Annotated in this window: 23 protein-coding genes; 6 read left to right on the top strand and 17 right to left on the bottom strand. The window is 69.8% G+C overall.

The annotated features are described in order from the left end of the window. Nucleotides 1–13: 13 nt before the first annotated feature. The 4 genes from ACH46_RS12835 to glnA all read right to left on the bottom strand — a co-directional run bounded on the left by ACH46_RS12835 (nucleotide 14) and on the right by glnA (nucleotide 3,698). On the bottom strand, nucleotides 14–595 hold the full coding sequence (locus ACH46_RS12835; RefSeq protein WP_226995614.1) for an FKBP-type peptidyl-prolyl cis-trans isomerase: 582 nt from the start codon (nucleotides 593–595) through the stop codon (nucleotides 14–16). Between the two features lie 11 nt (nucleotides 596–606). After that, nucleotides 607–1,221 carry an FKBP-type peptidyl-prolyl cis-trans isomerase gene (locus tag ACH46_RS12830; RefSeq protein ID WP_226995613.1) on the bottom strand — a complete coding sequence of 205 codons (615 nt, stop codon included), beginning with the start codon at nucleotides 1,219–1,221 and terminating at the stop codon, nucleotides 607–609. Between the two features lie 9 nt (nucleotides 1,222–1,230). Then, nucleotides 1,231–2,100 carry a serine hydrolase gene (locus tag ACH46_RS12825; RefSeq protein ID WP_062393274.1) on the bottom strand — a complete coding sequence of 290 codons (870 nt, stop codon included), beginning with the start codon at nucleotides 2,098–2,100 and terminating at the stop codon, nucleotides 1,231–1,233. Between the two features lie 164 nt (nucleotides 2,101–2,264). Then, complete coding sequence (gene glnA, locus ACH46_RS12820) at nucleotides 2,265–3,698, bottom strand: type I glutamate--ammonia ligase (protein WP_062393273.1); 1,434 nt, start codon at nucleotides 3,696–3,698, stop codon at nucleotides 2,265–2,267. A gap of 276 nt (nucleotides 3,699–3,974) precedes the next feature. Between glnA and ACH46_RS12815 the strand changes: the two genes are divergently transcribed. Further along, nucleotides 3,975–4,508, top strand: coding sequence for an RDD family protein (locus tag ACH46_RS12815; protein ID WP_062393272.1), 534 nt, complete (start codon nucleotides 3,975–3,977; stop codon nucleotides 4,506–4,508). On the opposite strand, the gene ACH46_RS12810 is transcribed toward ACH46_RS12815, so the two are convergent. Then, entirely contained in the window at nucleotides 4,492–5,151 is a 660-nt protein-coding gene (locus tag ACH46_RS12810; protein WP_062395387.1) for a TetR/AcrR family transcriptional regulator, read from the bottom strand. The genes ACH46_RS12815 and ACH46_RS12810 overlap by 17 nt on opposite strands. 123 nt (nucleotides 5,152–5,274) lie before the next feature. On the opposite strand from ACH46_RS12810, the gene ACH46_RS12805 reads away from it, so the two are divergent. Genes ACH46_RS12805 through ACH46_RS12795 form a run of 3 tightly spaced genes read left to right on the top strand, consistent with a single transcriptional unit; the run spans nucleotide 5,275 to nucleotide 8,640 of the window. Next, nucleotides 5,275–6,186 carry an SDR family oxidoreductase gene (locus tag ACH46_RS12805; RefSeq protein ID WP_082399911.1) on the top strand — a complete coding sequence of 304 codons (912 nt, stop codon included), beginning with the start codon at nucleotides 5,275–5,277 and terminating at the stop codon, nucleotides 6,184–6,186. Then, nucleotides 6,179–7,105 carry a patatin-like phospholipase family protein gene (locus ACH46_RS12800; protein ID WP_062393271.1) on the top strand — a complete coding sequence of 309 codons (927 nt, stop codon included), beginning with the start codon at nucleotides 6,179–6,181 and terminating at the stop codon, nucleotides 7,103–7,105. The genes ACH46_RS12805 and ACH46_RS12800 overlap by 8 nt, the downstream gene beginning before the upstream one ends. Before the next feature lie 11 nt (nucleotides 7,106–7,116). Further along, entirely contained in the window at nucleotides 7,117–8,640 is a 1,524-nt protein-coding gene (locus ACH46_RS12795) for a flavin-containing monooxygenase (protein ID WP_062395383.1), read from the top strand. Here ACH46_RS12795 and ACH46_RS12790 read toward each other — a convergent pair. From ACH46_RS12790 to ACH46_RS12750, 9 genes are all read right to left on the bottom strand, one after another. Next, a complete protein-coding gene (locus tag ACH46_RS12790) occupies nucleotides 8,611–9,114 on the bottom strand; it encodes a nuclear transport factor 2 family protein (protein WP_226995612.1) in 504 nt (167 codons plus the stop codon). The genes ACH46_RS12795 and ACH46_RS12790 overlap by 30 nt on opposite strands. Continuing rightward, nucleotides 9,111–9,998: an LLM class F420-dependent oxidoreductase gene (locus ACH46_RS12785; protein ID WP_062393270.1), complete on the bottom strand. Its 888-nt coding sequence runs from the start codon at nucleotides 9,996–9,998 to the stop codon at nucleotides 9,111–9,113. Before ACH46_RS12785 ends, ACH46_RS12790 begins: the two co-directional genes overlap by 4 nt. Beyond that, nucleotides 9,998–10,792, bottom strand: coding sequence for an SDR family NAD(P)-dependent oxidoreductase (locus ACH46_RS12780; protein ID WP_062393269.1), 795 nt, complete (start codon nucleotides 10,790–10,792; stop codon nucleotides 9,998–10,000). Before ACH46_RS12780 ends, ACH46_RS12785 begins: the two co-directional genes overlap by 1 nt. 176 nt (nucleotides 10,793–10,968) lie before the next feature. Further along, on the bottom strand, nucleotides 10,969–11,730 hold the full coding sequence (locus tag ACH46_RS12775) for a DUF4191 domain-containing protein (protein ID WP_062393268.1): 762 nt from the start codon (nucleotides 11,728–11,730) through the stop codon (nucleotides 10,969–10,971). Nucleotides 11,731–12,081: 351 nt separating this feature from the next. After that, a complete protein-coding gene (gene lipA / locus ACH46_RS12770; RefSeq protein WP_062393267.1) occupies nucleotides 12,082–13,140 on the bottom strand; it encodes a lipoyl synthase in 1,059 nt (352 codons plus the stop codon). Beyond that, entirely contained in the window at nucleotides 13,137–13,874 is a 738-nt protein-coding gene (lipB, locus tag ACH46_RS12765) for a lipoyl(octanoyl) transferase LipB (protein WP_062393266.1), read from the bottom strand. Before lipB ends, lipA begins: the two co-directional genes overlap by 4 nt. Continuing rightward, a complete protein-coding gene (locus tag ACH46_RS12760) occupies nucleotides 13,867–14,751 on the bottom strand; it encodes a TIGR01777 family oxidoreductase (protein ID WP_062393265.1) in 885 nt (294 codons plus the stop codon). Before ACH46_RS12760 ends, lipB begins: the two co-directional genes overlap by 8 nt. Nucleotides 14,752–14,761: 10 nt before the next feature. Further along, on the bottom strand, nucleotides 14,762–16,540 hold the full coding sequence (sucB, locus tag ACH46_RS12755; protein ID WP_062393264.1) for a 2-oxoglutarate dehydrogenase, E2 component, dihydrolipoamide succinyltransferase: 1,779 nt from the start codon (nucleotides 16,538–16,540) through the stop codon (nucleotides 14,762–14,764). A 223-nt stretch (nucleotides 16,541–16,763) separates the two neighbouring features. After that, nucleotides 16,764–18,287: a leucyl aminopeptidase gene (locus ACH46_RS12750; protein WP_062395380.1), complete on the bottom strand. Its 1,524-nt coding sequence runs from the start codon at nucleotides 18,285–18,287 to the stop codon at nucleotides 16,764–16,766. Between the two features lie 106 nt (nucleotides 18,288–18,393). Between ACH46_RS12750 and gcvT the strand changes: the two genes are divergently transcribed. Further along, nucleotides 18,394–19,503 carry a glycine cleavage system aminomethyltransferase GcvT gene (gene gcvT / locus ACH46_RS12745; RefSeq protein ID WP_062393263.1) on the top strand — a complete coding sequence of 370 codons (1,110 nt, stop codon included), beginning with the start codon at nucleotides 18,394–18,396 and terminating at the stop codon, nucleotides 19,501–19,503. 56 nt (nucleotides 19,504–19,559) lie between these two features. Continuing rightward, the gene (locus ACH46_RS12740) at nucleotides 19,560–20,666 is read left to right on the top strand and encodes a branched-chain amino acid aminotransferase (protein ID WP_062393262.1); all 1,107 of its coding nucleotides are present in this window, start codon (nucleotides 19,560–19,562) and stop codon (nucleotides 20,664–20,666) included. An 82-nt stretch (nucleotides 20,667–20,748) separates the two neighbouring features. Here the strand turns inward: ACH46_RS12740 and ACH46_RS12735 are convergent, their stop codons facing one another. From ACH46_RS12735 to ACH46_RS12725, 3 genes are read right to left on the bottom strand one after another with little or no spacing between them, the layout of a single operon-like run. After that, a complete protein-coding gene (locus tag ACH46_RS12735) occupies nucleotides 20,749–21,513 on the bottom strand; it encodes an adenosylcobinamide-GDP ribazoletransferase (RefSeq protein WP_062393261.1) in 765 nt (254 codons plus the stop codon). Nucleotides 21,514–21,520: 7 nt separating this feature from the next. Next, nucleotides 21,521–23,224 (bottom strand): nicotinate-nucleotide--dimethylbenzimidazole phosphoribosyltransferase, encoded by a 1,704-nt coding sequence (gene cobT / locus ACH46_RS12730; RefSeq protein ID WP_062393260.1) that lies wholly within the window; start codon nucleotides 23,222–23,224, stop codon nucleotides 21,521–21,523. Nucleotides 23,225–23,227: 3 nt separating this feature from the next. Then, the gene (locus ACH46_RS12725; protein ID WP_062393259.1) at nucleotides 23,228–23,893 is read right to left on the bottom strand and encodes a DUF3043 domain-containing protein; all 666 of its coding nucleotides are present in this window, start codon (nucleotides 23,891–23,893) and stop codon (nucleotides 23,228–23,230) included. Nucleotides 23,894–23,925: the final 32 nt, after the last annotated feature.

Genomic DNA, 23,925 nt, shown 5'->3' with positions numbered 1-23,925 from the left:
GATGCGTGGTGCGCTACTGCGCGGCCAGGATCTTCAGGCCGAAGACGATGGTGTCGCCGGGTTCGATTCCCGCATCGGGATTACCCTCGGCGTAACCGTCTGCGGATGTGATTACCACGGCGACGGTGGAGCCGACCTTCTGGCCGACGAGGGCCTGCGTGAAGCCAGGGACGAGACGCGACGCGGGGAGCGGGGCCGGTGTGCGGCTCTGATAGGCGCTGTCGAAGACCTTGCCGTCACGGCCGTTGACGCCTTCGTAGCAGACGATCGCGGTGGACGATTCGGTCACCAGCTCGCCACTTCCTGCGATCAGGGTTTTCACCTGGGTCTTGTCGACTTTGAAGGGCGTCGTTAGCTGAATCTTCGGTGCGGCGTTTGTCTTGTCGTCAGTGACGGTGAATAGCGCCTTGCCCTCGGTGCCGTTGACTGTCCAATCGGGTGCGCCGTCGACCTTCTCAGGAGTCGGCGCGCATGAGGACGTGTTGACTGCAGTCTCGGTTGCAGTCGAATCGGTGGAGCATCCGGTCAGGACCAGGGCCCCCGCAGCGAGCGGAACCAGGACCGCAGCCTTGAGCTTCATTGCCTTGAGCTTCATGGTCCGTCAGCCTAGCTTCCGTCGGCGCTGTCGCGTTCCGCGGCCATGATCTTGAGGACGAAGACGATGGAGTCGCCCGCGCGGATGGTGCCGTCGGGGGTCCCGGTCGGGTAGCAGTCGGCGGGCGTCATCACGACCGCGACATTCGCCCCGACGCGCTGCCCGAGGAGTGCTTGCCGCATACCAGGGATGACGGAATCAGGCCGCAATCGTGTCGGCGTCCCCTTCTGGTACGAGCTGTCGAAGGCCTCGCCGTCGCGGCCGTTGACGCCCTCGTAGCAGACGTTGACGGCGGAGTCGTCGGTCACCTCCTGGCCGGTGCCCGGGGTGAGGGTCTTGACCTGGGTCTCGTTCACCGTCAGCGGCGTGGTCACCTTGATCAGCGGGCCCGCGTCGGCGGTGGACCCGGCGACGGCCAGGCTGCCGGTGGCGCCGTCGAGCTGCCACTGGGGCTGGGTGCCTGCGGGCGGATCGTTCTCGGGGCAGACACCGCCGTCCATGATCGGCGAGGGACGGGTGATCTCCAGACTGGTGGGCGCGGCATCGGTGCTGTCGGACGAGCAGCCGGTCACCAGCAGGGTGGACGCGGCGGCGACGGACAGCAGAATCGAGGACTTGCGCATCATGGCGCGAGGTTAGCAGTCGCCGCCCGGCAACGATCCGACGTGTCGGGTCAACCAGTCGCCGACGCGGTCGAGCGTCGCGGTGCCCTGCCGGAACGCCATCCGGGGACGGTGGGCGCTGATGGAGGCGGCCACCCGAGCGCCGTCAGGACGGGTGATGACGCCGATCTGCCGCACCAGGTAGCCGCCGTCGGACTCGATGCCCCAGCCGCCCTTCGCCGACACCTGTCCGGGGACGCGCATCAGGCCCCACCGCTGGTTCGGCGCGACCCCGGTCATCAGGCTGAGCACGTGCTCGCTGCCGAGCATGCACGGCAACTGGGCGGTCCACACGGCGGCGTCGGCGGGTGCCCAGCGGGTCTCGCCGAAGTGGGGGTGGACGCCCGGCGGCGCGGTGGGCAGCACGGTGGTCGTGTCGCGACCCTCGCGCAGGACCGACGAGAGGGCAGCGGTGGCGTCGGCCGGCGACCCGAGCGACTTGGTCAGGATGCGCGCCGAGGCGTTGTCGGAGTCGACGACGGCCGTCATCTCCTGCTTCGACATGCCGTGCTTGCGCTCGGCGGCCAACGCGAGCGGAACCTTGATGACCGACCACGCGTTCTGGGTGCCGGTCTCGCCGAGGAGGATCGGCGTCGACGCCCCGACCGGCACCAGCGCCAAGCCGGTGCCCGCGGGCAGCTTCAAGGCGTCGAACGAGGTGCGGAGTTCCTGCTCGGACAGGACGGGTGGCGACGCGGGGGACTGCTCGGTGTCGTCGCGCAGCAGCACGACGGCGGTGACCGCGGCGGCGACCACGGCGGCCGCGGTGACGGCGGCGATCAGTCCGCGTCGACGAGGCAGCGCACCGCGCGGTTCGCGGCGGCGTGTGCCGTGGCGTCCCATCGAAGGCCGTCCTCTCCGTGTGTGGCTGCCCCGTGTGTGGCTGCTTCCTGTGGATTCGGACGCTATCAGCGGGCGGCGACCCGCCGCGAATCCAGGAACGCCGATGGGGCGCGAGGGAAGTGCCCTCGCGCCCCATCGGCGGTGAGTGATCCGAAGTGCTCGGATCAGCAGTCGTAGTACAGATCGAATTCGTAGGGGTGCGGACGGATCTGGATCGGCTCGATCTCGTTCTCACGCTTCAGGGCGATCCACGTCTCGATCAGGTCCTCGGTGAACACGCCGCCCTGAGTCAGGTAGTCGTGGTCGCGCTCCAGGTTGTCGATGACCTCCGACAGCGACGTCGGGGCCTGCGGGATGCCCTTGGCCTCCTCCGGCGGAAGCTCGTAGAGGTCCTTGTCGACGGGCTCGTGCGGCTCGATGCGGTTCTTGATGCCGTCCAGGCCGGCCATCATCATCGCGGCGAACGCCAGGTACGGGTTGCCGGAGCTGTCGGGGCAGCGGAACTCGATGCGCTTGGCCTTCGGGTTGTTGCCGGTGACCGGGATGCGGACGCAGGCGCTGCGGTTGCGCTGGCTGTACACCAGGTTGATCGGCGCCTCGTAGCCCTTGACCAGGCGCTTGTACGAGTTGATGGTCGGGTTGGTGAAGGCGAGCAGGCTCGGTGCGTGGTGCAGGATGCCGCCGATGTAATAGCGGGCCATGTCCGACAGGCCGGCGTATCCGGACTCGTCGTGGAACAGCGGCTTGCCGTCCTTCCACAGCGACTGGTGAGCGTGCATGCCCGAACCGTTGTCGCCGAACAGCGGCTTCGGCATGAAGGTGACGCTCTTGCCGTTCTGCCACGCGACGTTCTTGGTGACGTACTTGAACAGCTGGACGTCGTCGGCGGCGTGCAGCAGCGTGTTGAACTTGTAGTTGATCTCGGTCTGACCGCCGGTGCCGACCTCGTGGTGCGCGCGCTCCAACTCGAAGCCGGAGTCGGTCAGCGCGGACGACATCTCGTCGCGCAGGTCCACGTAGTGGTCGTACGGGGCCACCGGGAAGTAGCCGCCCTTCTGGCGGACCTTGTAGCCGCGGTTCGGGGTGCCGTCGGGGTTGGTCTGGTTCTTGGCGTTCCACCAGCCGGACTCGGACTCGACCTCGTAGTGGGTGCCGTTGATGTCGGAGCTGAACGACACCGAGTCGAAGATGTAGAACTCGGCTTCGGCGCCGAAGAAGCAGGTGTCGGCGATGCCGGTGGAGGCCAGGTAGTCCTGTGCCTTGCGGGCCACGTTGCGCGGGTCGCGGCTGTAGGCCTCACGGGTGAACGGGTCGTGGACGAAGAAGTTGATGTTCATCGTCTTGGCCTTGCGGAACGGATCGATGCGCGCAGTCGCCGGGTCGGGGAGCAGCATCATGTCGGACTCGTCGATGGACTGGAAGCCGCGGATCGACGAGCCGTCGAACGCCAGACCGTCTTCGAAGACGTCCTCGGTGAATGCGTGGGCCGGGATGGACAGGTGCTGCATGGTTCCCGGCAGGTCGCAGAAGCGGATGTCGACGTACTCGACACCTTCTGCCTTGATTCCCTCGAGCAGTTCCTCGTTCGTGTTGTACACGGTTCGCCTGACTCCTTCTTGATGAAGACGTGGCCAGAAGTGTGTCTGACCGCGACGCCGCAGACTCGGCTGGTCGTGCGGCGATCTCGTTGAACAGATTACGGAGACGACGTTGCTCGTGCGTTGATCCAATGTTTCTCCTTTGTTACAGAGACACCCGTCAGGTAACGAAAAGCAGCATTTTCCAGGAATTCGTGTGGCCGGAGTCACGTGATTAGGTGACAGGCCCACGCTCGTTAGGATTGGCTGCATGACCGTTTCCCGAGGAGGCAGATAGTGGCACGCGCGACGGGTACCTGGCTGTCGGGCCCGCAGTTTCCGGGAGCCGACGACAACGAGTACCGCGGCCAGGACCTGGGGCTGCCGGCATCGGGGCCGGGTGCACTGGCCGGTGGCTGGCATCGCGTCCTGGGGCTGCTTCTCGACTGGCTGATCGCCGGCGGCATCGCCATCGCGATCGTCGGCGTGCAGCCCGCCCACGAGATGGCGTCGAGCCTGGAGATGACGGTGCGGGAGGCCGGGACACCGCAATTGATCATCTGGTGGGTGATCGGCGTTCTCGCGGTGTCGCTGTTCGGATTCACGCCCGGTCAGTTCATCGTCGGAACCCGTGTCGCGCGCGTCGACCTCGGCTCCGAACGCGCGGAGGCGGAGGCCTCGGGGCAGGAGCGGCCCGCCGCGGTCGGCGTCGTCCGGGCCCTCGGTCGGCAGGTGATCCTGCTGTTCGTGGTTCCCGCGCTGATCAACGACTACAACGGTCGTGCCATGCACGACCGTGCCACGGGAACGGCGATCATTCAGACTCGATGACGGTCATGGCCTCGGTCGCGGTCTCGGTGAAGGCCGCGAACGCCGCGTTGATGACGGCGATCGCCGGTTCCACGGATACGGCAGGATCCAGAGCGCGCTGAATCCCGAGCCCGATCCCGGTGCTCAACAGCAGATCGGCCACCTCGCGACGGTCGGGGAGGCCGGGCGTCTCCTCGGCAGCACGATCGAGGAGTTCGACGGCGTCGCCGAGGACCGAGGCGAGCAGCTCGGCCAGGCTGTCGCGGGCGCCTTCGCGCAGTGCGACGATCATCGCCAGCTGATCGGGGCTGCGGCGGGAGAGGGCGACGAACTCCAACTCGAGCATCGTCCAGTCGACGTCGCCGATCGTGGCGCGTACCCAGTCGGCGAAGGCGTCGAGCATCGCCGCGAGGTCGTCCCCGCGCTCGACGATGCTGCGGATCTCGCCGAGCTTCTCGCGGTGGATGTCCTCGAGCACCGCCATGCACAGGGTCGGCTTGTCCTTGAAGTTCGAGTAGACGGCCCCCTTGGAGAATCCCGCGCCCTCGGCGATCGCGTCGAGGCTCGTCGCGGCGTAGCCGGAGGTCAGGAACTGCTCGCGGGCCGTCGCCAGCAGGGCGGCGCGGGTCTGCTCCCGTTGTTCGGCGCGACTGATCCTGGTCATGCGGCGGATCATACATTCGATGAACTCCGAGTATCCGCATACTCCAAGTATTGACATACTCTCGGTATTCACGTGATGATCGATGCCAACGGTGAATGTCATCGTTGAGGAGAGGTGGGAAGCATGCAGTTCGCCGACATGCTGAGTGCACTGGTCCCGGGCTCGTACGCCCGAGCGAACCCGCGCATCGAGCTGGACGAGGCGGTCGTCGTCATCACCGGTGCGGGCCGCGGCATCGGAGCGACCGCCGCGCGGGCGTTCGCCGAGCGGGGAGCGCGGGTGTGGGTCACCGACGTAGACGCCGATGTCGCCGAGCAGGTCGCCGCGTCGATCGGTGGGCGATCCCTCCGCCTCGATGTGACCGACCGCGACGCATGGCGCGCAGGCGTGGACGAGGTCCTCGCCGCGGAGGGCCGGATCGACTTCCTGGTGAACAACGCCGGCGTGATGCCGACCGGGCCGTTCGTCGACGAGGCTGCCGCCACGACGGACCTGATCCTCGACGTGAACGTGAAGGGCGTGTTGAACGGCATGCACGCGGTCCTGCCGAGCATGGTCGCCGCGGGCCGCGGGCACATCGTCAACATCGCCTCGATGGCAGGGGTGCTGCCGCTGCCCGGCATGGTCACGTACAACGCCAGCAAGTACGCCGCCTACGGCGCGTCCCTCGCGGCGCGGCGCGAGTACGACGGCACCGGGGTCACCGTGTCCGCCATCCTGCCGTCCGCGGTCCGCACCGAACTCGCGTCGGGCGCCGACCTCGGCGGCGCACTCCCGACCGTCGACCCGGAGGACGTGGTGCGCGCGATCCTGCGGACCGTCCGGACGCGCGCAGCGCGGTCGTCCGTCCCGGGCTGGACGCTGCCCGGCTGGCTGCTGGCGGACCAGTTCGTGCCGGAATCGGTGGAGCGGGTGGCCCGCGAACTCGTGAACCACGGGCAGGCCCTGGCATTGGATCCGGTCGGCCGAGCCGCATACCTCACTCGCCTCGGACGGCAGACGCGCGAGCATGCGAAGGAGAACGCCGATGTCTGACACGGCCCTCGTGATCGGCTGCGGCGGCACCATCGGCGGTGCCTGGGCCATCGCGGCACTCGACGAATTGACCAGGCAGACCGGCTGGGACCCCGCCGATGCCGCGGTCCTGCAGGGCACCTCCGCCGGTGCGGAGATGGTGACGATGCTCGGCGGCGGCTTCACCCCATCCGACCTCGTCGACATGCAGGCGGGCAGACCGACCAGCTCCATCCTGGAACGGCACCTCGCCGACACCCCGCCGAGCCTCCCGCGGATCCCCGGCCCGCAGACGTTGACCCCGTCATCGCTGTGGACCCGCGGGGGAGGGCACGCCAAACTGGTCGGGATCGCGCCCCGCGGCCGCGGCGACGCATCTTGGCTCCAGCGGCTCGCCGACGCGGTCACCGCCGACGGCGACTGGGTGGAGCATCCCGGAACCCGCATGGTCGCGTGTCGCGTCGACGACGGCGAACGCATCGCCTTCGGCGCACCGGGTGCGCCTCCTGCGACGGCCGGTGAAGCGCTGCGCGCCTCGTGGGCGATCCCCGCGTGGATGCCGCCGGTGACGATCGACGGTCGCACCTATGTGGACGGCGGAGCCGCGTCGACTGCCTCCGTGGATCTGGTCGGCCCCGACGAGGCCGACCTGATCTACCTCATCACCCCGATGGCCTCGGCCCCGTCGGTCCGTGCTCCGGGCCTCGGCGGACGGCTGGAGCACGCCGTTCTGCGGCGACCGATGTCTGCGGTTCTCGACGCCGAGATCGAGACGGTCCGTCGGCGCGGCACCCGCGTCGTCCACATCGCCCCGAGCCGCGACGACATGGCGGCGCTGGGCAGCAATTTCATGAATCGGAACCGCCGCGAGCAGGCGTTCGACTCCGCTCGACGGACGGTCGTGGCGACCGTGTCACAGGCACTGGAGGAGACACGATGACCGCGGCGAAGATGGAGGCCGTGCGCGAACCGCGCATCATCGTGATCGGAGCGGGGGTCGCGGGCATCACCACCGCGTACGTCCTGCAGAAGGCCGGATTCACCGACTTCACCGTCCTGGAGAAGGGCTCCGACGTCGGCGGCGTCTGGCACTGGAACCACTATCCGGGACTCACCTGCGACGTCCCGTCGCAGATCTATCAGTTCGGGTTCGCCCCGAAACCGGACTGGTCGAAGATCTGGTCCAGCGGACCGGAGATCCAGCGCTACCACCGCGACGTCGCCGAACGCTTCGGGCTGATGGACCGGATCCGGTTGAACACCGAGGTCGCCGGCGCGGTGTTCGACGACGCGGCCGGCACCTGGACGGTCACCCTGGCCGGTGACGACGAGAGGCCCGGCGAGGAGCTGACCGCCGACTTCGTGGTCTGCGCGACCGGCGTCCTGCAGAACCCGTCGATCCCCGACATCCCCGGACTCGACACCTTCGCCGGGCCGGTGGTCCACACCGCGCGCTGGGACGACGACCTCGCCACCGACGGCAAGCGGATCGCGGTGATCGGCACCGGCTCCACCGGCGTGCAGGTGGTGTCGGCGCTGCAGCCGCGCGCCGCGACGATCACCCACTTCACCCGGACTCCGCAGTGGATCCTGTGGGCGCCCATGAGCCTGCCTCAGGTACCGCTCGCGGGCACTGTGCTGAAGGCTTTCCCGGCCGCGCACGACGCCCTGTACCGGGGACTGCTGTGGGGCTCGGGCATCCTGGCCGACATCGTCCGCAACGACACTTGGCGTCGCCACGCGGTCCAGAAGTATGCACGACTGTCTCTGCGCGCCCAGATCTCCGACGATGCGCTGCGCGAGGATCTGACACCCGACTACCAGCCGCTGTGCAAACGTCAGGTGGTTTCGGGAACGTACTACCGTGCGATCCGCGCCGACAACGCCGAGCTGATCACCGATGCGATCGTCGAGGTGACACCCGACGGCATCGTGACCGCGGACGGCACCCGCCACGACGTGGACGTCATCGTCCTCGCCACCGGATTCCGCGCGCATGACTACATGCGGCCGATGACGGTGGTCGGACGTGACGGACTCACCATCGACGAGGCGTGGGCCGAAGGCCCGCGCGCCTACCGGATGACCGCGATCCCGGGCTTCCCGAACCTGTTCACGGTCCTCGGCCCCAACTCGCCGACCGGCTCCATCTCGCTGCAGCACACCGCGGAGAAGACCGCACGGTACCTGGTGTCGTGGTTCGACGCCTTCCGTCGCGGCGACGCCGACCGCATCGAGGTGACCGAGGAGGCGACCGCCGAGTTCAACGCCCAGGTCCGAGAGGCGCTGGAGCCGACGATCTGGAATACCGGCGGATGCAACTCCTGGTATTTCACCGAATCCGGGGTGGTGGACCTGTGGCCCTTCGACCGCGCGACGCTCGACGCGATGCTCGCCGAGCCCGAACCGGCGCACTACCGCGTGACGCGGACCGAGCAGCTTCGCTCAGTGCGTCCCGGAGTGGGAGCCGAGTAGCGCGCGCACCTCGTCGGAGCCGTCGACCTTCCGGGCGGTCCGGTGCGCCACCCGCCAGCCGTCGTCGGTCCGCACCAGCCGCCAGTGGTTGACAGTGGTGCGGAAGACGGTGAAGCCGTCGCCGTCGGGCTCGCGCAGCACCAGCTGCGAATAGCTGACCACGCTGGCGGCGTCGCCGTCGATGTTGATCTGCGGTGCGCTCATGAGGTGGCTGCATCCCTGGCGGATGAACCCCTGGTGCATGTCGCCGCCGATCATCGCCGCGATCTCGTCCGCGCCGGAGAGCAGGCCGGTGTCGACGTCGTAGACGCCGTCGGCGGTGAACAGTGCGAGGACGTCGTCGACCGAACCGGTGTCGATGGCCGGTCCGTACCGGTAGATGAGGTCGGTGATGGCCAGGCGGTCCTCGACCAGGTTCAAGCGTGCTTCGAGGGCGGCGAGGCGGTCGTCGACGGTCACGGGATCGGGGCTCACGGGAGGTCCTTCGGTGCGGGGGTGAAGTGTGCGCCGACCGTGGCCGCCAGGGACTGGAGTTCGGCGAGCTGATCGACGTAGTGCGCGACGCTCGACGCGGTCAGCGAAGCGGTGGTGACGGTCGCGCCGGCCTCGCGGAGGCCGTCGAGCCGACGACGCGTGCCGTCCGGATCGCCGAGCGGATCCAGCAGGCCGCTGGTGAGGACGACGTCGAAGCCGTCGGGCAGGTCGACGGTCGCGAGCATCGCGCGGATCTCGTCGTCGGACAGCGCGAACGGGCTGAAGCCGTCGCCGAGTGCGACGGCGCGCCGCAGAGCGCGGCGGGTGCGGCCGCCGACCCACACCGGGACCCGGTCCTGCACGGCGTGCGGCTCCACCATCAGGCCGTCGTAGGAGTAGAACGGGCCGTGGTGGGTCGGTGTGCCGGTGCCGAACGCGGACCGGATGGCGGCGAGGGCGTCGTCGGCGCGGGCACCGCGACCGTCGAACGGGGCGTCCAGGAGGTCGAACTCCTCCTGCAGGCTGCCCACCCCGACGCCGAGGACCAGTCGACCGCCGGAGACCTGGTCGAGCGTGCCGTATCGCTTCGCGACTTCCAGCGGATGGTGGTAGCCGAGGACCAGAACGCTGGTCGCGAACCGGATCTGCCGGGTGACGGCGGCGAGATAGCCGAAAGTGGCCAGGGGATCCCAGTAGACGCCGCCGCGGACGGCGGCGACATCGACCGGAACAGCCACGTGCTCGCTGCACGTGACGTGGTGATAGCCGAGCTCGTCGGCGGCTCGGGCGACCGTCGCCAGTTCGGCGATGCCCGCGTCGGCCTCCCACGCCTGCGTGGTCGGCGGATACGCGGTGACGACCGGAAGCCCGAGCCCGACGAACATCAGAGGTTTCCGACGATCTTCTTGATGTCCTCGATGGACTTCAGGATCACGGCGCCGCGGTCGAGCGCCACCGAGCGTTCGACGGCCGTCTCCTGGTTGATCGAGGTGACCCAGACGGGGCCGTCGGCCAGGTGGTCGAGGCCTTCGGCGGCGACGTCGTCCGGATCGGAGACCGGCACGCCGGGGGCGTCGAAGTTGAGACCCTTGCGCTGCATCGCCGGAGTGCGGGTCAGCCCGAGGACCAGATGCAGGACGTCGACGCCGCGCGGCTTCGACTCCACCCACAGGCCTTCCGCGAAGACCCGGAGGAAGGCCTTCGACGCCGCGTAGATGCCCTCGCGGGCCGAACCGGCGTACCCGGAGATCGAGCCGACGAGGATGATGCCGCCGCGCCCGCGCTGCACCATGGCGTCACCGAAATGGCTGACGAGCGGCAGCTGGCGGGTCACGTTGAGGTCGAGGACCTCGGTGTGCTTGGCGAGGTCGCCGCCGATGAACTCGTTGCCGTACGTGTTGGCGCCCGCGTTGAGGATCAGCAGGCCGATCTCGAGGTCTGCGGTCGCGGCGATCAACCGGTCGACGGCGTCGTCGGCCAGGAGGTCGAGCGGAACGGTCCGCACCTCGGCGCCGGCGGCCCGGACCTCCTCGGCGGCCGCTTCCAGCCGCTCGGCGTTGCGGGCGACGAGCACGACGCCGAAGCCGTCGGCGGCCAGGCTGCGGGCGAATGCCGCGCCCACCCCCTCGGAGCCTCCGACGATCAGTGCCCAGGGGCCGTAGCGGTCAAGGTCGGTCATTCATCGCTCCTCGTTCGGGGACTGTCTCCTGAACCGTCGCACCCTCTCGGCAGTCAGGGTAGCCGCGGTTCCGGTGGGTGGGAGGCGAAATGAACTGTGCCGCACCGCGCGACCCGAACTCGGTCACGCGATGCGGCACAGGAGCGGTGAGTGCTGAGCCCACCCGTTGTCACGGGCTATGCGCCGCCGCCCTTGCGGCGGGTGGTGCGCGCGACGTTGCGCATCTTGGCACCCTGCGGCATCGGGCCCTTCGGCATCGCCGGACCGGAGCCGCCCTTGGCCTTCAGCGCCGACAGGCGGCCTTCGAGGGCATCCATGCGCTTCTTGTCGATGTTGCTCGGCAGCTTGCGGATGTGTCGTTCCAGCTTCGACAGCGGGATCTCGCCGTCGCCGTCGCCGACGATGATGTCGTAGATCGGGGTGTCGCCGACGACCCGGGCCGCCTTCTTCTTCTCCTGTGCGACCAGGGGACGGACGCGGCTGGGGGAGCCCTCGCCGACGAGGATCACGCCGGGCTTGCCGATGACGCGGTGCACGGCGTCGAGGTGCGAGGTGCCGGTGATGGCCTGCTGGACGCGCCACTGGCCGCGGATGTTGCTCAGCGCCCAGCCTGCGGCACCGGGCTGGCCCTCGGCCTTCTTGTAGACGCTCTTCTGGACGCGACGGCCGAACAGGAGGAACGAGAGCATGACGCCGAAGATCAGACCCAGCGGAAGGCCGAGCCAGATGCTGCCGAAGACGAATTCGCCGAGCAGCAGGAAGACCGCCAACGACACGACGATGATGCCGACGATCAGCGGGATGAGGAGCTTGTCCTCCTTCCGCTGCATCTGGAACGCCTGCCAGATCTGCTGCCTGCGTTCCCTGCTCGCCACCTTGCGGGCGGCCTTCGCCGCGGCCTTCGCCTCTTTACTCGACTTGTCTTGCGCCTTCGCCATGGCTGCCAGTCTACGGTGCACGTTTCGCGCCGTGACGCGGTGTGCGGCATGCGTCCGACGTCGACGGATCGACGCTCGGGATTTTGCGCGGCGGTGGGCCGAATCCGGGAAGTCGCGCTCGTTTCGACACCGTCGGTCAGCGAGATGAGCAGCGGTCGGTTGAAGCCGAGCAGGATCGCGGAGACCGAGACGGTGGCGCCGATGACGAGTCCGACGAGGACTTCGCTCTCGATCTTACGGCGACCGCAGCGGATCTTGCACCGGGCCAGGACCGTCGAGACGAGGCCGGAGGTCAGCAGAACGCCGCCGATCCCGAAGGATCGACGGCGATCGGCCGTACAGGGGAGTGCGTCAGCGAGCCATGCGAGCCAGCACCGAGGACGCCTCCTGCGAGGCGGATCCCGCCTGGGCGAGGTGCGCCAGATCGGCGGGCAGCTCGCGGCCGTGGCGGGCCATCGCCTGCGCGTACAGGCGACCTGCGCGGTACGACGACCGCACCAGCGGACCGGCCATGACACCGGCGAACCCGATCGATTCGGCGTACTTGGAGTGCTCGACGAACTCTTCCGGTCGCACCCAGCGGTCCACCGGGTGGTGGCGGACCGACGGGCGAAGGTACTGGGTGATGGTGATGATGTCGCACCCGGCGTCGTGCAGGTCGCGCAGTGCCGACTGGACCTCGTCGGGCGTCTCGCCCATGCCGAGGATCAGGTTCGACTTGGTGACGAGCCCGAAGTCGCGGGCCCGCGTGAGGACCTCGAGGGACTTCTCGTAGCGGAACGCCGGGCGGATGCTCTTGAAGATGCGCGGAACGGTCTCGACGTTGTGCGCGAGCACCTCCGGACGGGACTCGAAGACCTGCTCCAGCAGGTCGGGCTTCGCGTGGAAGTCGGGGATCAGGTTCTCGACGCCGGTGCCGGGGTTGAGCTCGTGGATCTTGCGGACGGTCTCGGCGTACAGCCAGGCGCCCTCGTCGGGCAGGTCGTCGCGAGCGACGCCGGTGATGGTCGAGTAGCGCAGACCCATCGACTGGACGGACTCGGCGACGCGGCGCGGCTCGTCGCGATCCAGGGCGTCGGGCTTACCGGTGTCGATCTGGCAGAAGTCGCAGCGACGCGTGCACTGGCTGCCACCGATGAGGAAGGTGGCCTCGCGGTCCTCCCAGCACTCGTAGATGTTGGGGCAGCCGGCCTCCTCGCACACGGTGTGCAGGCCCTCGCTGCGGACGAGACCCTTGAGTTCGGTGTACTCCGGACCCATCGTCGCGCGCGTTTTGATCCACTTCGGTTTGCGCTCGATCGGAGTCTGCGAGTTCCGCACTTCCAGACGCAGCAGCTTCTTGCCTGCCGGCGCATCGGCGGGGCTCGTGGGGGCGGGGTCGACGGTGGGGCGAACGGGCGAGGTGGTCACTGCACAGATCCTACGCTGGTGGTTTCGGCGGCCTCGTCGGTCGAGGCCAGGGCGTCGGCGGAGCCCACCGAGGGTCCCGCAGGGTCGTCCAGGCACTGCTGAACGAGCTCGATGACGTCGTCGATGACGTCGTCGACGGCGACCGGCGAACCGATCTCCTTGGCGATGGACGTGACGCCCGCGTCGGCGATGCCGCACGGCACGATCGCGTCGAACACCGTCATGTCGGGATCCACGTTGAGGGCGAAACCGTGAAGGGTGACTCCCTTGGCGACGCGGATCCCGATCTGACCGAGCTTGCGTTCGCCGGTGGCGTCGCGGAGCCACACCCCGGAACGGCCGTCGACGCGACCGGTCGAGACGCCCTTTCGTGCGCAGACCCGGATGAGAGCCTCCTCGAGACGCCGGACGTAGTCGACGACGTCGAGCGGCTCGGAGAGCTTGATGATCGGGTACCCGACGAGTTGGCCGGGACCGTGCCAGGTGATCCGGCCGCCGCGGTCGACGTCGATGACCGGCGCTCCGTTGACGGGGCGGTCCGAGTCCTCGGTCCGTTTGCCTGCCGTGTAGGTGGACGGGTGCTCGAGCAACAGCATCACGTCGTGGTCGAGCTCGCCGGTGGCGCGCTGCTCGGCGAGGCGGTGCTGCAGTTCATAGGCTTCGGTGTAGTCGACGGTGCCGAGTCGACGGACCTCGATCGGTGCGCCGTCGGCGCGCGACGATGCGTTACGCACAGCTGTACTCCAGTGCTGATTCGATGTTCGGGTGGATGTGGGTGAATCCGTGTTCGACGAGGCGCGACGGGACCACGCGTGAGGACGCGAGGACCATCTCCTCGACCATCTCGCCGCCTGCGCGGCGGGCCAGTGCGGCGGGGATCCGCATCACCGCGGGGCGGTGCACGGTCCGGGCCAGGGCGGCGGAGAAGTCGGCGAACCGGACGGGTTCCGGGGCGGTGAGGTTCACCGGGCCGGACAGCGTCGGGTCGTCGAGCACGTGGGAGATGGCGGCGACCTCATCGGGAAGGGTGATCCAGGAGAACCACTGCCGTCCGTCGCCCAGACGGGCGCCGAGGCCGAGCCGATAGAGCGGGCGGAGCCTGCCGAGCAGGCCGCCGCGAGGGGACAGGACCGGGCCGGTGCGAAGGGTCACCACGCGCGCGGTGTCGGCGGCGGCCCGTGTCGCGTCCTCCCAGTCGAGGGTGAGGTCGGCGAGGAAGCCGGTGCCGTTCGGCGTGGTCTCGTCGGCCGCGCTCTCACCGGTGTCACCGTAGAAGCCGGTGGCGCTGGCACTGATGAAGGTGCCGACGCCCGCGGCGGCGACGGCCTCGGCGAGCACGCTCGTCGGGATGATGCGGGAGTTGCGGAGGCGTTGCTTCACCTGACCGCTCCACCGGTGGGCGCCGATGTTCTCTCCGCCCAAGCCGATCACGGCGTCGAAGCCGTGGAGCAGCCGCGGATCGAGGCCGGACTCATCCGGCGACCACGAGATCTCCCGTGCGGCGGTCGGGGCACGACGTACCAGAGTGTGGACGTCGTGCCCCGCCTGCACCAGTGCGGGGACCAGGGCCGAACCGATCAGCCCGTGGCTGCCCGCAACCGCTATTCGCATGACCGGGTGCTTACAGCCCCAGGTCGGCGGCGAACTCGGCGTTCTCCAGGCGATGACGGACCGTCGTCATGAAACGGCCGGCATCGGCGCCGTCGATCAGGCGGTGGTCGTAGGTCAGCGGCAGGAAGGCCATCGAACGCGCGGCGATCGACTCGGTGCCGTCCTCGGCGGTGAGCACCACCGGGCGCTTGACGATGGCGCCGGTGCCGAGCATGGCCGCCTGCGGCGGAACCAGGATCGGGGTGTCGAACAGCGCACCGTTGCTGCCGATGTTCGTGATGGTGAACGTGCCGCCGGCGAGCTCGTCGGGCTTCAGGTTGCCGCTGCGGGCGCGGTCGGCGATGTCGGCGATCGCGCGGGCCAGGCCGGCCAACGAGAGGTTGTCGGCGTTGTGGATCACCGGCGAGAGGAGACCCTGCGGGGTGTCGACGGCGATGCCGAGGTGTACGTCCGCGTGGTAGGTGATCTCCTTGGCCTGCTCGTTGATCGAGGCGTTGATGTTCGGGTGGACCTTGAGCGCCTCGACGACGGCCTTCGCGAAGAACGGAAGGAACGTGAGGTTGACGCCCTCGGCGGCCTTGAACGATGCCTTGGCCGCGGTGCGCAGCTGCGCGATGCGGGTCATGTCGACCTCGTGGACCTGCGTGAGCTGAGCGCTGGTCTGCAGCGACTCGCGGGTCTTGGCGGCCGTGATCTGACGGATGCGGTTGATCTTCTGCGTGGTGCCGCGCAGCGCGTCCAGCTCGGGGCTCGCTGCCGAGGCAGCGGACTTCGCGGGTGCCGGAGCAGCGGCCGCGGGGGCGGCAGCGGCAGGGGCGGCCGCCGGTGCGGACTTGGCCTCGGCTGCGGCCAGGACATCCTGCTTGCGGATGCGGCCGCCGACGCCGGTGCCCTTGACGGTCGACAGGTCGATGCCGTTCTCGGCGGCGAGCTTGCGGACCAGCGGGGTCACGTACGGGGTGGACTGCAGTTCTGCGGCGGCCGGTGCGGCGGGTGCTGCGGGAGCAGCAGGTGCCGGGGCGGGAGCAGCAGGTGCGGCGGGAGCCGCCGGCGCAGGCGTCGGTGCCGGTGCGGCGGGAGCCGCTGCGGCCGGAGCCGGTGCCGGGGTGGGCTCGGGTGCCGGAGCGGCAGGTGCCGGTGCCGGTGCGGCCGGTGCAGCAGCGGCGGCACTCGGGTCGCCGATGACGGCCAGACGGCCGCCGACCTCGACGATGTCGTCGGTGGCCGCGACGATCTCCAGCAGCACGCCTGCGGCGGGGGACGGGATCTCGGTGTCGACCTTGTCGGTGGAGACCTCGACCAGCGGCTCGTCGACGGCGACGGTGTCACCGATCTCCTTGAGCCAATTGGTGACGGTGCCCTCGGTGACCGACTCGCCCAGCTCGGGCATCAGCACGTCGACGCCGGAAGCAGCGGCCGCGGGAGCGGCGGAGGGAGCCGCGGGGGCCGCAGGGGCCGGTGCCTCGGCGGCGGCGGGCTCGGGGGCCGGTTCCGGCTCGGGCTCGGGTGCCGGTGCGGCTGCGGGAGCCTCGGCGGCCGGTGCGGCTTCGCCCGCCTCGCCGATCAGCGCGAGCTGACCGCCGACCTCGACGATGTCGTCCTCAGCGGCGACGATCTTGACCAGCACACCCGCGACGGGCGACGGAATCTCGGTGTCGACCTTGTCTGTGGAGACCTCGAGCAGGGGTTCGTCGACAGCAACGGTGTCGCCCTCCTGCTTCAGCCATTGTGTGACGGTTCCCTCGGTGACGCTCTCGCCCAGTGCGGGCATCTCGACAGAGAAGGCCATTTGTATGTGACTCCCTAACAAATTCGTGAACTGTGCGGTTCGGTCGATCAGTTGGTGCAGTGTGGTTTCGCGCCCCGGCCTGCGTGTGCCGGCGCCCGTGATTTCGGCCGGGTCAGCCGACGCCCGTGAGTTAGCCTACTCCCAAAGCCGAGGACGTCAGTGGCAGTCCGGCGAACCGCGGAATGCGGTGAAGATCACTCCCGTTCAGCCGGATTTCACCGGGCTATTTCGCGCCGGCGATGTCCTCGATGACGGCGACGATGGTGCGGACCGGGACGCCCGTTCCGCCCTTGCCGGTGTAGCCCCACGGTCCGCCGGTGTTGAAGGCGGGACCGGCGACGTCGATGTGCGCCCAGTCGAGGCCGTCGGCGACGAACTCGCGCAGGAACATGGCGGCCGACAGCATGCCGCCCCAGCGGTGGTTGGTGACGTTGGCGAGGTCGGCCACGCGGGAGTCGAGGTCGCTGCGGAGCTCGTCGGGCAGCGGCATCGGCCAGCCGTTCTCGCCGACCGACTGGGAGATGGTGGCGACGCGGTCGCGGAAGTCCTCGGTGCCGAGGACGCCCGGCGTGCGCGTGCCGAGCGCCACCATCTGCGCGCCGGTGAGCGTGGCGGTGTCAATGAGGAAGTCCGGCTCGTCCTCGCAGGCGCGGACGATGGCGTCGGCCAGGATCAGTCGGCCCTCGGCGTCGGTGTTGAGGACCTCGACGGTGGTGCCGCCGTACTGGGTGAGGACGTCGCCCGGACGCTGCGCGGTGGCCGACGGCATGTTCTCGGCCATCGGGACCGTCGCGATCACGGTGACCGGGACATCGAGGCGGGCGGCGGCGATCGTCGAGGCGATCACTGCGGCGGCGCCGCCCATGTCGGAGGTCATGTGGTCCATGCCCGCGGCCGGCTTGATGGAGATGCCGCCGGTGTCGAAGGTGATGCCCTTGCCGACAAGGGCGACGGTGCGCTCGGCGCCCTTCGCCTCGTGGGTCAGGCGCACCAGACGCGGTTTGCGGGAGCTGCCCTGACCGACGCCGATGATGCCGCCGTAGCCGCTCTTGGCCAGCTCGACGTCGTCGAGGATCTCGACCTTCAGGCCGGCCTTGCTCGCCAGGACGCGGGTGCGTTCGGCGAACTCGGCGGGGAACAGGATGTTGGGCGGGGTGTTCACGAAGTCGCGGGCGATGGCCACCGAGTCGGCGACGATCACCGCGTGATCGAGGTCGGCCTTGGCCTGCTTGGTCTTGGCGTCCACCGCGAGCAGCACGGTGCTCGGCGGCAGCTCGGTCGGCGCCGACTTGGCGCTGCGCACCTCGTCGAAGCGGTACGCGCCGAGGTAGGCGCCCTCGGCGGCGGCGCGGAGGTTCGCGGCCGACAGGGTGCTCACGACTCGGGCCGAGCCGTCGAGTGCGCGCATCGCGGCACCGGCGGCCTGGCGGACCTTCTCGGCATCGTCGAGGTGGGCGACGCCGCCGAGGCCGACGGCCAGCACGATTCCGACAGGCAGGGCGGCCGGGGCCGGGACCTTGGTGACCTCGCCCGCGGAGCCCTTCGCGCCGAGCGCGGTGAGGCTCGCCGTGATCTGCTCGGCGGCCTCGTCGTCGAGCAGATCGTCGACCAGGAGGAGGGACGGACCGTCGTCGCCCTCGCCTGCGGCGATCAACCCCACGATCAGGGCGTCGTCGTCGTTCGAGAGTGCGGTGGTCAGGTCGATGCGGGGGCCGCGGATGCGGTCGGAGAAGTCGTTGGCGCTCACGCCTTTCAACTCTGCCACAGGCTCGCCGCGGGCGACCGGCGAACTCGCGCGCATGCGGACCGGGTGGGGGAGCGTCGACGCGACGCGAGGCGATACCGTAGCGGGCATGACTGAACTGCTCGCCGGCCCGATCGCCGATCGTCACACCGCCCTGGGCGCCTCCTTCGCCGAGTTCGGCGGATGGAACATGCCCGTCTCGTACGCCGGCACCGTCGCCGAGCACACCGCGGTCCGCGAGGCCGTCGGCATCTTCGACGTCAGCCACCTCGGCAAGGCGCTCGTCGCCGGTCCCGGTGCGGCCGCCTTCATCAACCGCACCCTCACCAACGACCTCGGCAAGATCGAGGCGGGCAAGGCCCAGTACACGCTCTGCTGCACCGAGACCGGTGGCGTCATCGACGACCTCATCACCTACCTGGTGAGCGACGACGAGGTGTTCCTGATCCCGAACGCGGCCAACACCCCCGCCGTGATCGCGGCGCTGCAGGCCGTGGCGCCCGACGACATCACCATCACCGACCTGCACCGCGAGTACGCGGTCTTCGCCGTGCAGGGCCCGAAGTCGACCGACGTCCTCACCGCGCTCGGTCTGCCGACCGAGATGGAGTACATGGCGTTCGCCGACGCGACCATCACGATCGACGGTCGCGACGTCGCGCTACGCGTGTGCCGCACCGGTTACACCGGCGAGCACGGCTACGAGGTGCTGCCCCGCTGGGACGACGCCGGCGCGGTCTTCGACGCCCTCCTCGCGGAGGTCGCGGCGCGCGGCGGACAGCCCGCCGGTCTCGGCGCCCGCGACACGCTGCGCACCGAGATGGGCTACGCCCTGCACGGCCACGAGCTGAGCGTCGACATCACGCCCGTGCAGGCGCGCACGTCGTGGGCCGTCGGCTGGGACAAGCCCGAGTTCTTCGGTCGTGACGCGCTCGTGGCCGAAAGGGAGGCCGGGCCGTCGCGCCGCCTCTACGGCCTCCTCGCCACCGGCCGCGGCGTTCCGCGCGCCGACTGCACCGTGCATGCCGAGGCGGGCGGGCCGTCGATCGGCGTCTGCACCTCCGGCACCTTCTCGCCGACCCTGAAGCAGGGCATCGCCCTCGCCTTCATCGACGTGGCGTCCGGGATCAAGAAGGGCGACGAGGTGGTGGTCGACGTCCGCGGTCGGGCGCTGACCTGCACCGTCGTGCTGCCGCCCTTCGTTCAGACGCACGTCTGACCGGAATGTGCGCCGGGGCGCGAAATCCTGTTGCGCTCCGGCGGTAACATGACCGCATGACCTTGGAGTTCACCCGTACCGAGCATCCGCATCCGGTTTCGGAGACCCGTCGCGCCGAGATCCTCGCCGCGCCGGGCTTCGGCAACTACTTCACCGACTACATGGTGACCGTAGACTTCGACCGCGAGCACGGATGGAATCGTCCCGTCGTGACTCCCTACGGCCCGATCGCTCTCGATCCCGCCGCCATGGTCCTGCACTACGCGCAGGAGATCTTCGAAGGCCTCAAGGCCTACCGCCAGCCCGACGGCTCCATCGCGGCCTTCCGCCCCGAGGCCAACGCGGCGCGCTTCAACAACTCGGCCCGCCGTCTGGCGATGCCCGAGCTCCCCGAAGAGGACTTCCTCGGTTCGCTGCGCGCACTGCTCGCGGCCGACCACGCGTGGGTGCCCGCGGCCGGCGGCGAGGAGTCGCTGTACCTGCGTCCCTTCATGTTCGCGTCGGAGGCCAGCCTCGGTGTCCGGCCCGCGAACAAGTACCTGTACTCGCTGATCGCGTCGCCCGCGGGCGCCTACTTCGCGGGCGGACTGAAGCCGGTCAGCGTCTACCTGTGCACGCAGTACGTTCGCGCGACCCCGGGCGGCACCGGTGACGCCAAGTTCGGCGGCAACTACGCCGCCTCGCTCCTCGCGCAGGCGCAGGCCGCGGAGAAGGGCGCCGACCAGGTGGTCTGGCTCGACGCCCTGGAGCACCGCTACATCGAGGAGATGGGCGGCATGAACCTGTTCTTCGTGTTCGGTTCGGGCGCTGACGCGACTCTCGTGACTCCGGAGCTCACCGGCTCGCTGCTCCCGGGCATCACCCGCAACTCGCTGCTGACCCTGGCGGCCGACGCCGGTTACAAGGTCGACGAGCGGCGCATCTCCGTCGAGGAGCTGCGCGAGGGCGTCGCCAACGGCGACATCACCGAGGTCTTCGCCTGCGGCACCGCCGCCGTGATCACCCCGGTCGGCCGCGTCCAGAGCGACACCCACGACTACACGATCGCCGGCGGCGAAACCGGTGAGGTGACGCAGAAGCTGCGCGACACCCTCACCGGCATCCAGCGCGGCACCGTCGAAGACAAGCACGGGTGGATGACGACGCTGCTGCCCGCGCAGTGAGTCGACTCAGCTGACCTTCTGCCGTTGATCGGGCCCAGCAGCGGGGCCCGATCAACGGCAGAAGCGTCTTCCGGGGGCGGTGCTACAGCAGCAGACCGACGGCGGTGAGTGCGGTGACGAGTTCGATCGTCGCCCCGATCACGTCGCCGGTCACGCCACCTGCGCGGCGGGAGACATGACGGCTGAACGCCCACGCGAAGCCCAGTGCGACGACGACGGTGACCCCGGCGCGCACGGCTGCGGTAGGGGAGTCGAGCAGCCCGACCAGGACCGCCGCAGCGATCGCGATCGCCGACCACACCGCGACCGACCAGCGCTGCGTGCCCGCCACCAGCGCGCCGAAGCCGTCGGCGTTCGCAGCGGACAGTGCCCGACGGCAGACCACGGGGACGGTGGCGCGACCGACGAAGACGACGGTCGCGACGGCCCACCACCGGCCGTCGTCGGCCAACGCGCCGAAGGCGAGCGACTGGCCCAGAATCACCAGGATCAGGGTGGCCGCGCCGAACGGGCCGACGTCGCCGCTGCGCATGATGGTGCGGACGCGGTCGGGATCGCCGTAGCTGCCGAGCCCGTCGGCGGTGTCCGCGAGTCCGTCCAGGTGCATGCCGCGCGTGGCGAGGGCGAGGAAGACGACCACGATGACGCCGGTGAGCGTCGTCGGCAGCGCGGTGTGCGACAGCCCGAGGGCGATCAGTGCGCCGAGCGTGCCGAGGACCACGCCGACCAGGGGGACCGCCGAGATCGCGGTGCCGCCGCGCCGTCGGTCGAAGTCGCCGCGGGGTTGCGGCAGCGGCAGCACCGTCAACCAGGTGAACGCGTCGTGCACACCGCGCAGCGCCCGCACGACGGGACTACTCGCCGCCGCTGACGCCGGCCTCGCCGAAGGTCGCCATGTCGGTCAGGATGTCGATCGACGACGCGATCAACGGCACGGCCGCCACCGCACCGGTGCCCTCGCCGAGGCGCATCGACAGGTCGAGGATCGGTGCGAGGCCGAGGTCGTCGAGCGCGAACCGGTGCGCGGGCTCGGTGGACAGGTGCCCGGCCTGCCACCACGACGCTGCACCCGGCGCCATCCGATGCGCCACCAGGGCCGCGGCTGCGGTGATGACACCGTCGACCAGAGCCGGAGTCCTGCGGACGGCGGCCTGCGCCAGGAAACCCGCCATCGCGGCGATGTCGGCACCGGCCACAGCGGCGAGCAGCGCGAGCGGTTCGTTGCGATAGCGGCGGGCGTATCGCATGCCGTCACGGATCGCGGCGGTCTTGCGGATCCATGTGGCGTCGTCGATCCCGGTGCCGCGGCCCACCACGACCACCGGCTCGCGATCGGTCAACGTGCCGATCAGCACCGACGCCGGCGTGGTGTTGCCGATTCCCATGTCACCGGCGATCAGCAGGTCGGCGCCGGAGTCGACGAGCTGGTCGGCCATCGTGCGACCGGCGGCCACGGCGCGGCGGGCTTCGGCGATCGTCAACGATTCGCCGCGCCGCAGGTCACCGCTGCCGGAGCGCACCTTGTAGCGGGAGACGCGGGGATCGGTGTCGGCGGCGACGGCCATGTCGAGCACGTGGACGGCGACACCGGCCCGGCGGGAGAGGACGTTGATCGCGGCGCCGCCCGACGCGATGTTCGCGACCATCTGCGCGGTCACCTCGGGCGGATACGCGGAGACCCCGTCGGTGGCGACGGCGTGGTCGCCCGCGAACACGACCACGGCGGGCGCCGTCAGCGGGCGGGGCGGGCACACGCCCTGGCAGGCGCTCATCCAGTTGCCGAGCTCCTCGAGTCGACCGAGGGCGAGCGGCGGCTTCGTCAGCTGCAGCTGGCGGGCGCGCGCCTCGTCGACGATCCGATGGTCCGGCAGTTCGACGGCGGGGAAGACCTCGGCGTCGACGGCGTCCAGGTCGACGGTCGGGAGATCTGCCGTGGGCATGCTCGGGGCCGGTCGGGGAGCGGCCGGCTGCACCGGCTCCAACTGCACCGGCTCCAGCTGCACCGCAGCGGCGACGGCGGCCGGTGCGTCAGGGGCGGCGGTCGCCTGCAGGTCCAGCGTGCGGCCCGCGACCACCAGGGTCGCCGTGTCGCAGACGGCGGCGACAGCCGCGTTGAGGCGGCCCAGGTCGTCGGCGAAGCGTCGTCCGGAGGCGGTCGCCGGGACCACGGCCAGACCGACCTCGGGACTGACGATGACCAGGTCACCGGTGACATCGGCGATCGCCGCGCAGAGGTCGTCGATCTCCGCGGACAGATCGACGGTCGGGTCGTCCCAGGCGCCGGTCGCGTCGAGGCGGGCGGTGAGCCAGGTGCCGAGGTCGTCGATCAGGGTCGCGTCGGCGGGCGCCGCGCGCAGCAGCCCGGCCAGATTCCGGGACTCGACGGTCCGGTACCGGTCGCCGCGCCGACGACGGTGCTCGTCGATCCGATCCCGCCACGCCTGATCGCCGTCGGGGTCGCCGGTGGCGATGTACCGGACCGCGGGGGCTCCGGAGAGCAGCTCCTCGGCGTGCGCCGACTTGCCCGAGCGGATTCCGCCGAGGACCAGTGCGCGCACGGGCTAGACCTTGTCGCCGGGCTTGTGCCGAGGGCGCGGGGCACGCATCATCCGCAACTGCATGGCGCGGGTGAAGGCGTACCAGCCGAGCCGGAATCCGGTGTCGGTGGTGTCGGGGAAACGCTCGCGGACGCGGCGGTTCACCATGCGACCCAGGTAGATCGAGTCGATGATCGTCAGGAGCACGAAGACCAGGAGCACCAGGTTTCCGATGACGGCGAGGTTCGGCACCATCAGTACCACCAGCAGGAAGATCGCGAACGGCAGGAACAGCCCGGCGAAGTTGCGGCGGGAGTCGACGATGTCGCGCGCCATCGCGCGGACCGGGCCGCGGTCACGGGCGACCATGTACTTCTCGTCGCCGTCCATCATCTTCTCGCGCTGCTCGAGCCGCACCCGGCGTCGTTCGGCTGCGACTTCCTTGCGCTCGGTCTTCGTCATCGACGCGCGCAGCGACTTCTTGCGAGCGCGGGCTTCGGCGCGAGTGGCGGGCGGGGCGGTCATCGGCGCACGGCGTCGCTCGGCGTCGCGCCGCTTCGGCGTGGGGCGGCCCTTGCCCGGAGTCGTGGCCCCGGAGGTGGGCGGGGTCTGCTCGGCCTCGGCGGCAGTCGTCTCGTCCGGTGCGTCGTCAGCACCCTTGTCGGCGTCGGATTTCCACGGCAACTTCACACCTCAACAGTATTCGATGTGTCCGCCGGACT

The sequence above is a fragment of the Gordonia phthalatica genome, from assembly GCF_001305675.1.
GTDB lineage: Bacteria > Actinomycetota > Actinomycetes > Mycobacteriales > Mycobacteriaceae > Gordonia > Gordonia phthalatica.
The sequence above is the reverse complement of the archived record's forward strand: the minus strand, read 5'-3'. Positions and strand labels throughout refer to the sequence as shown.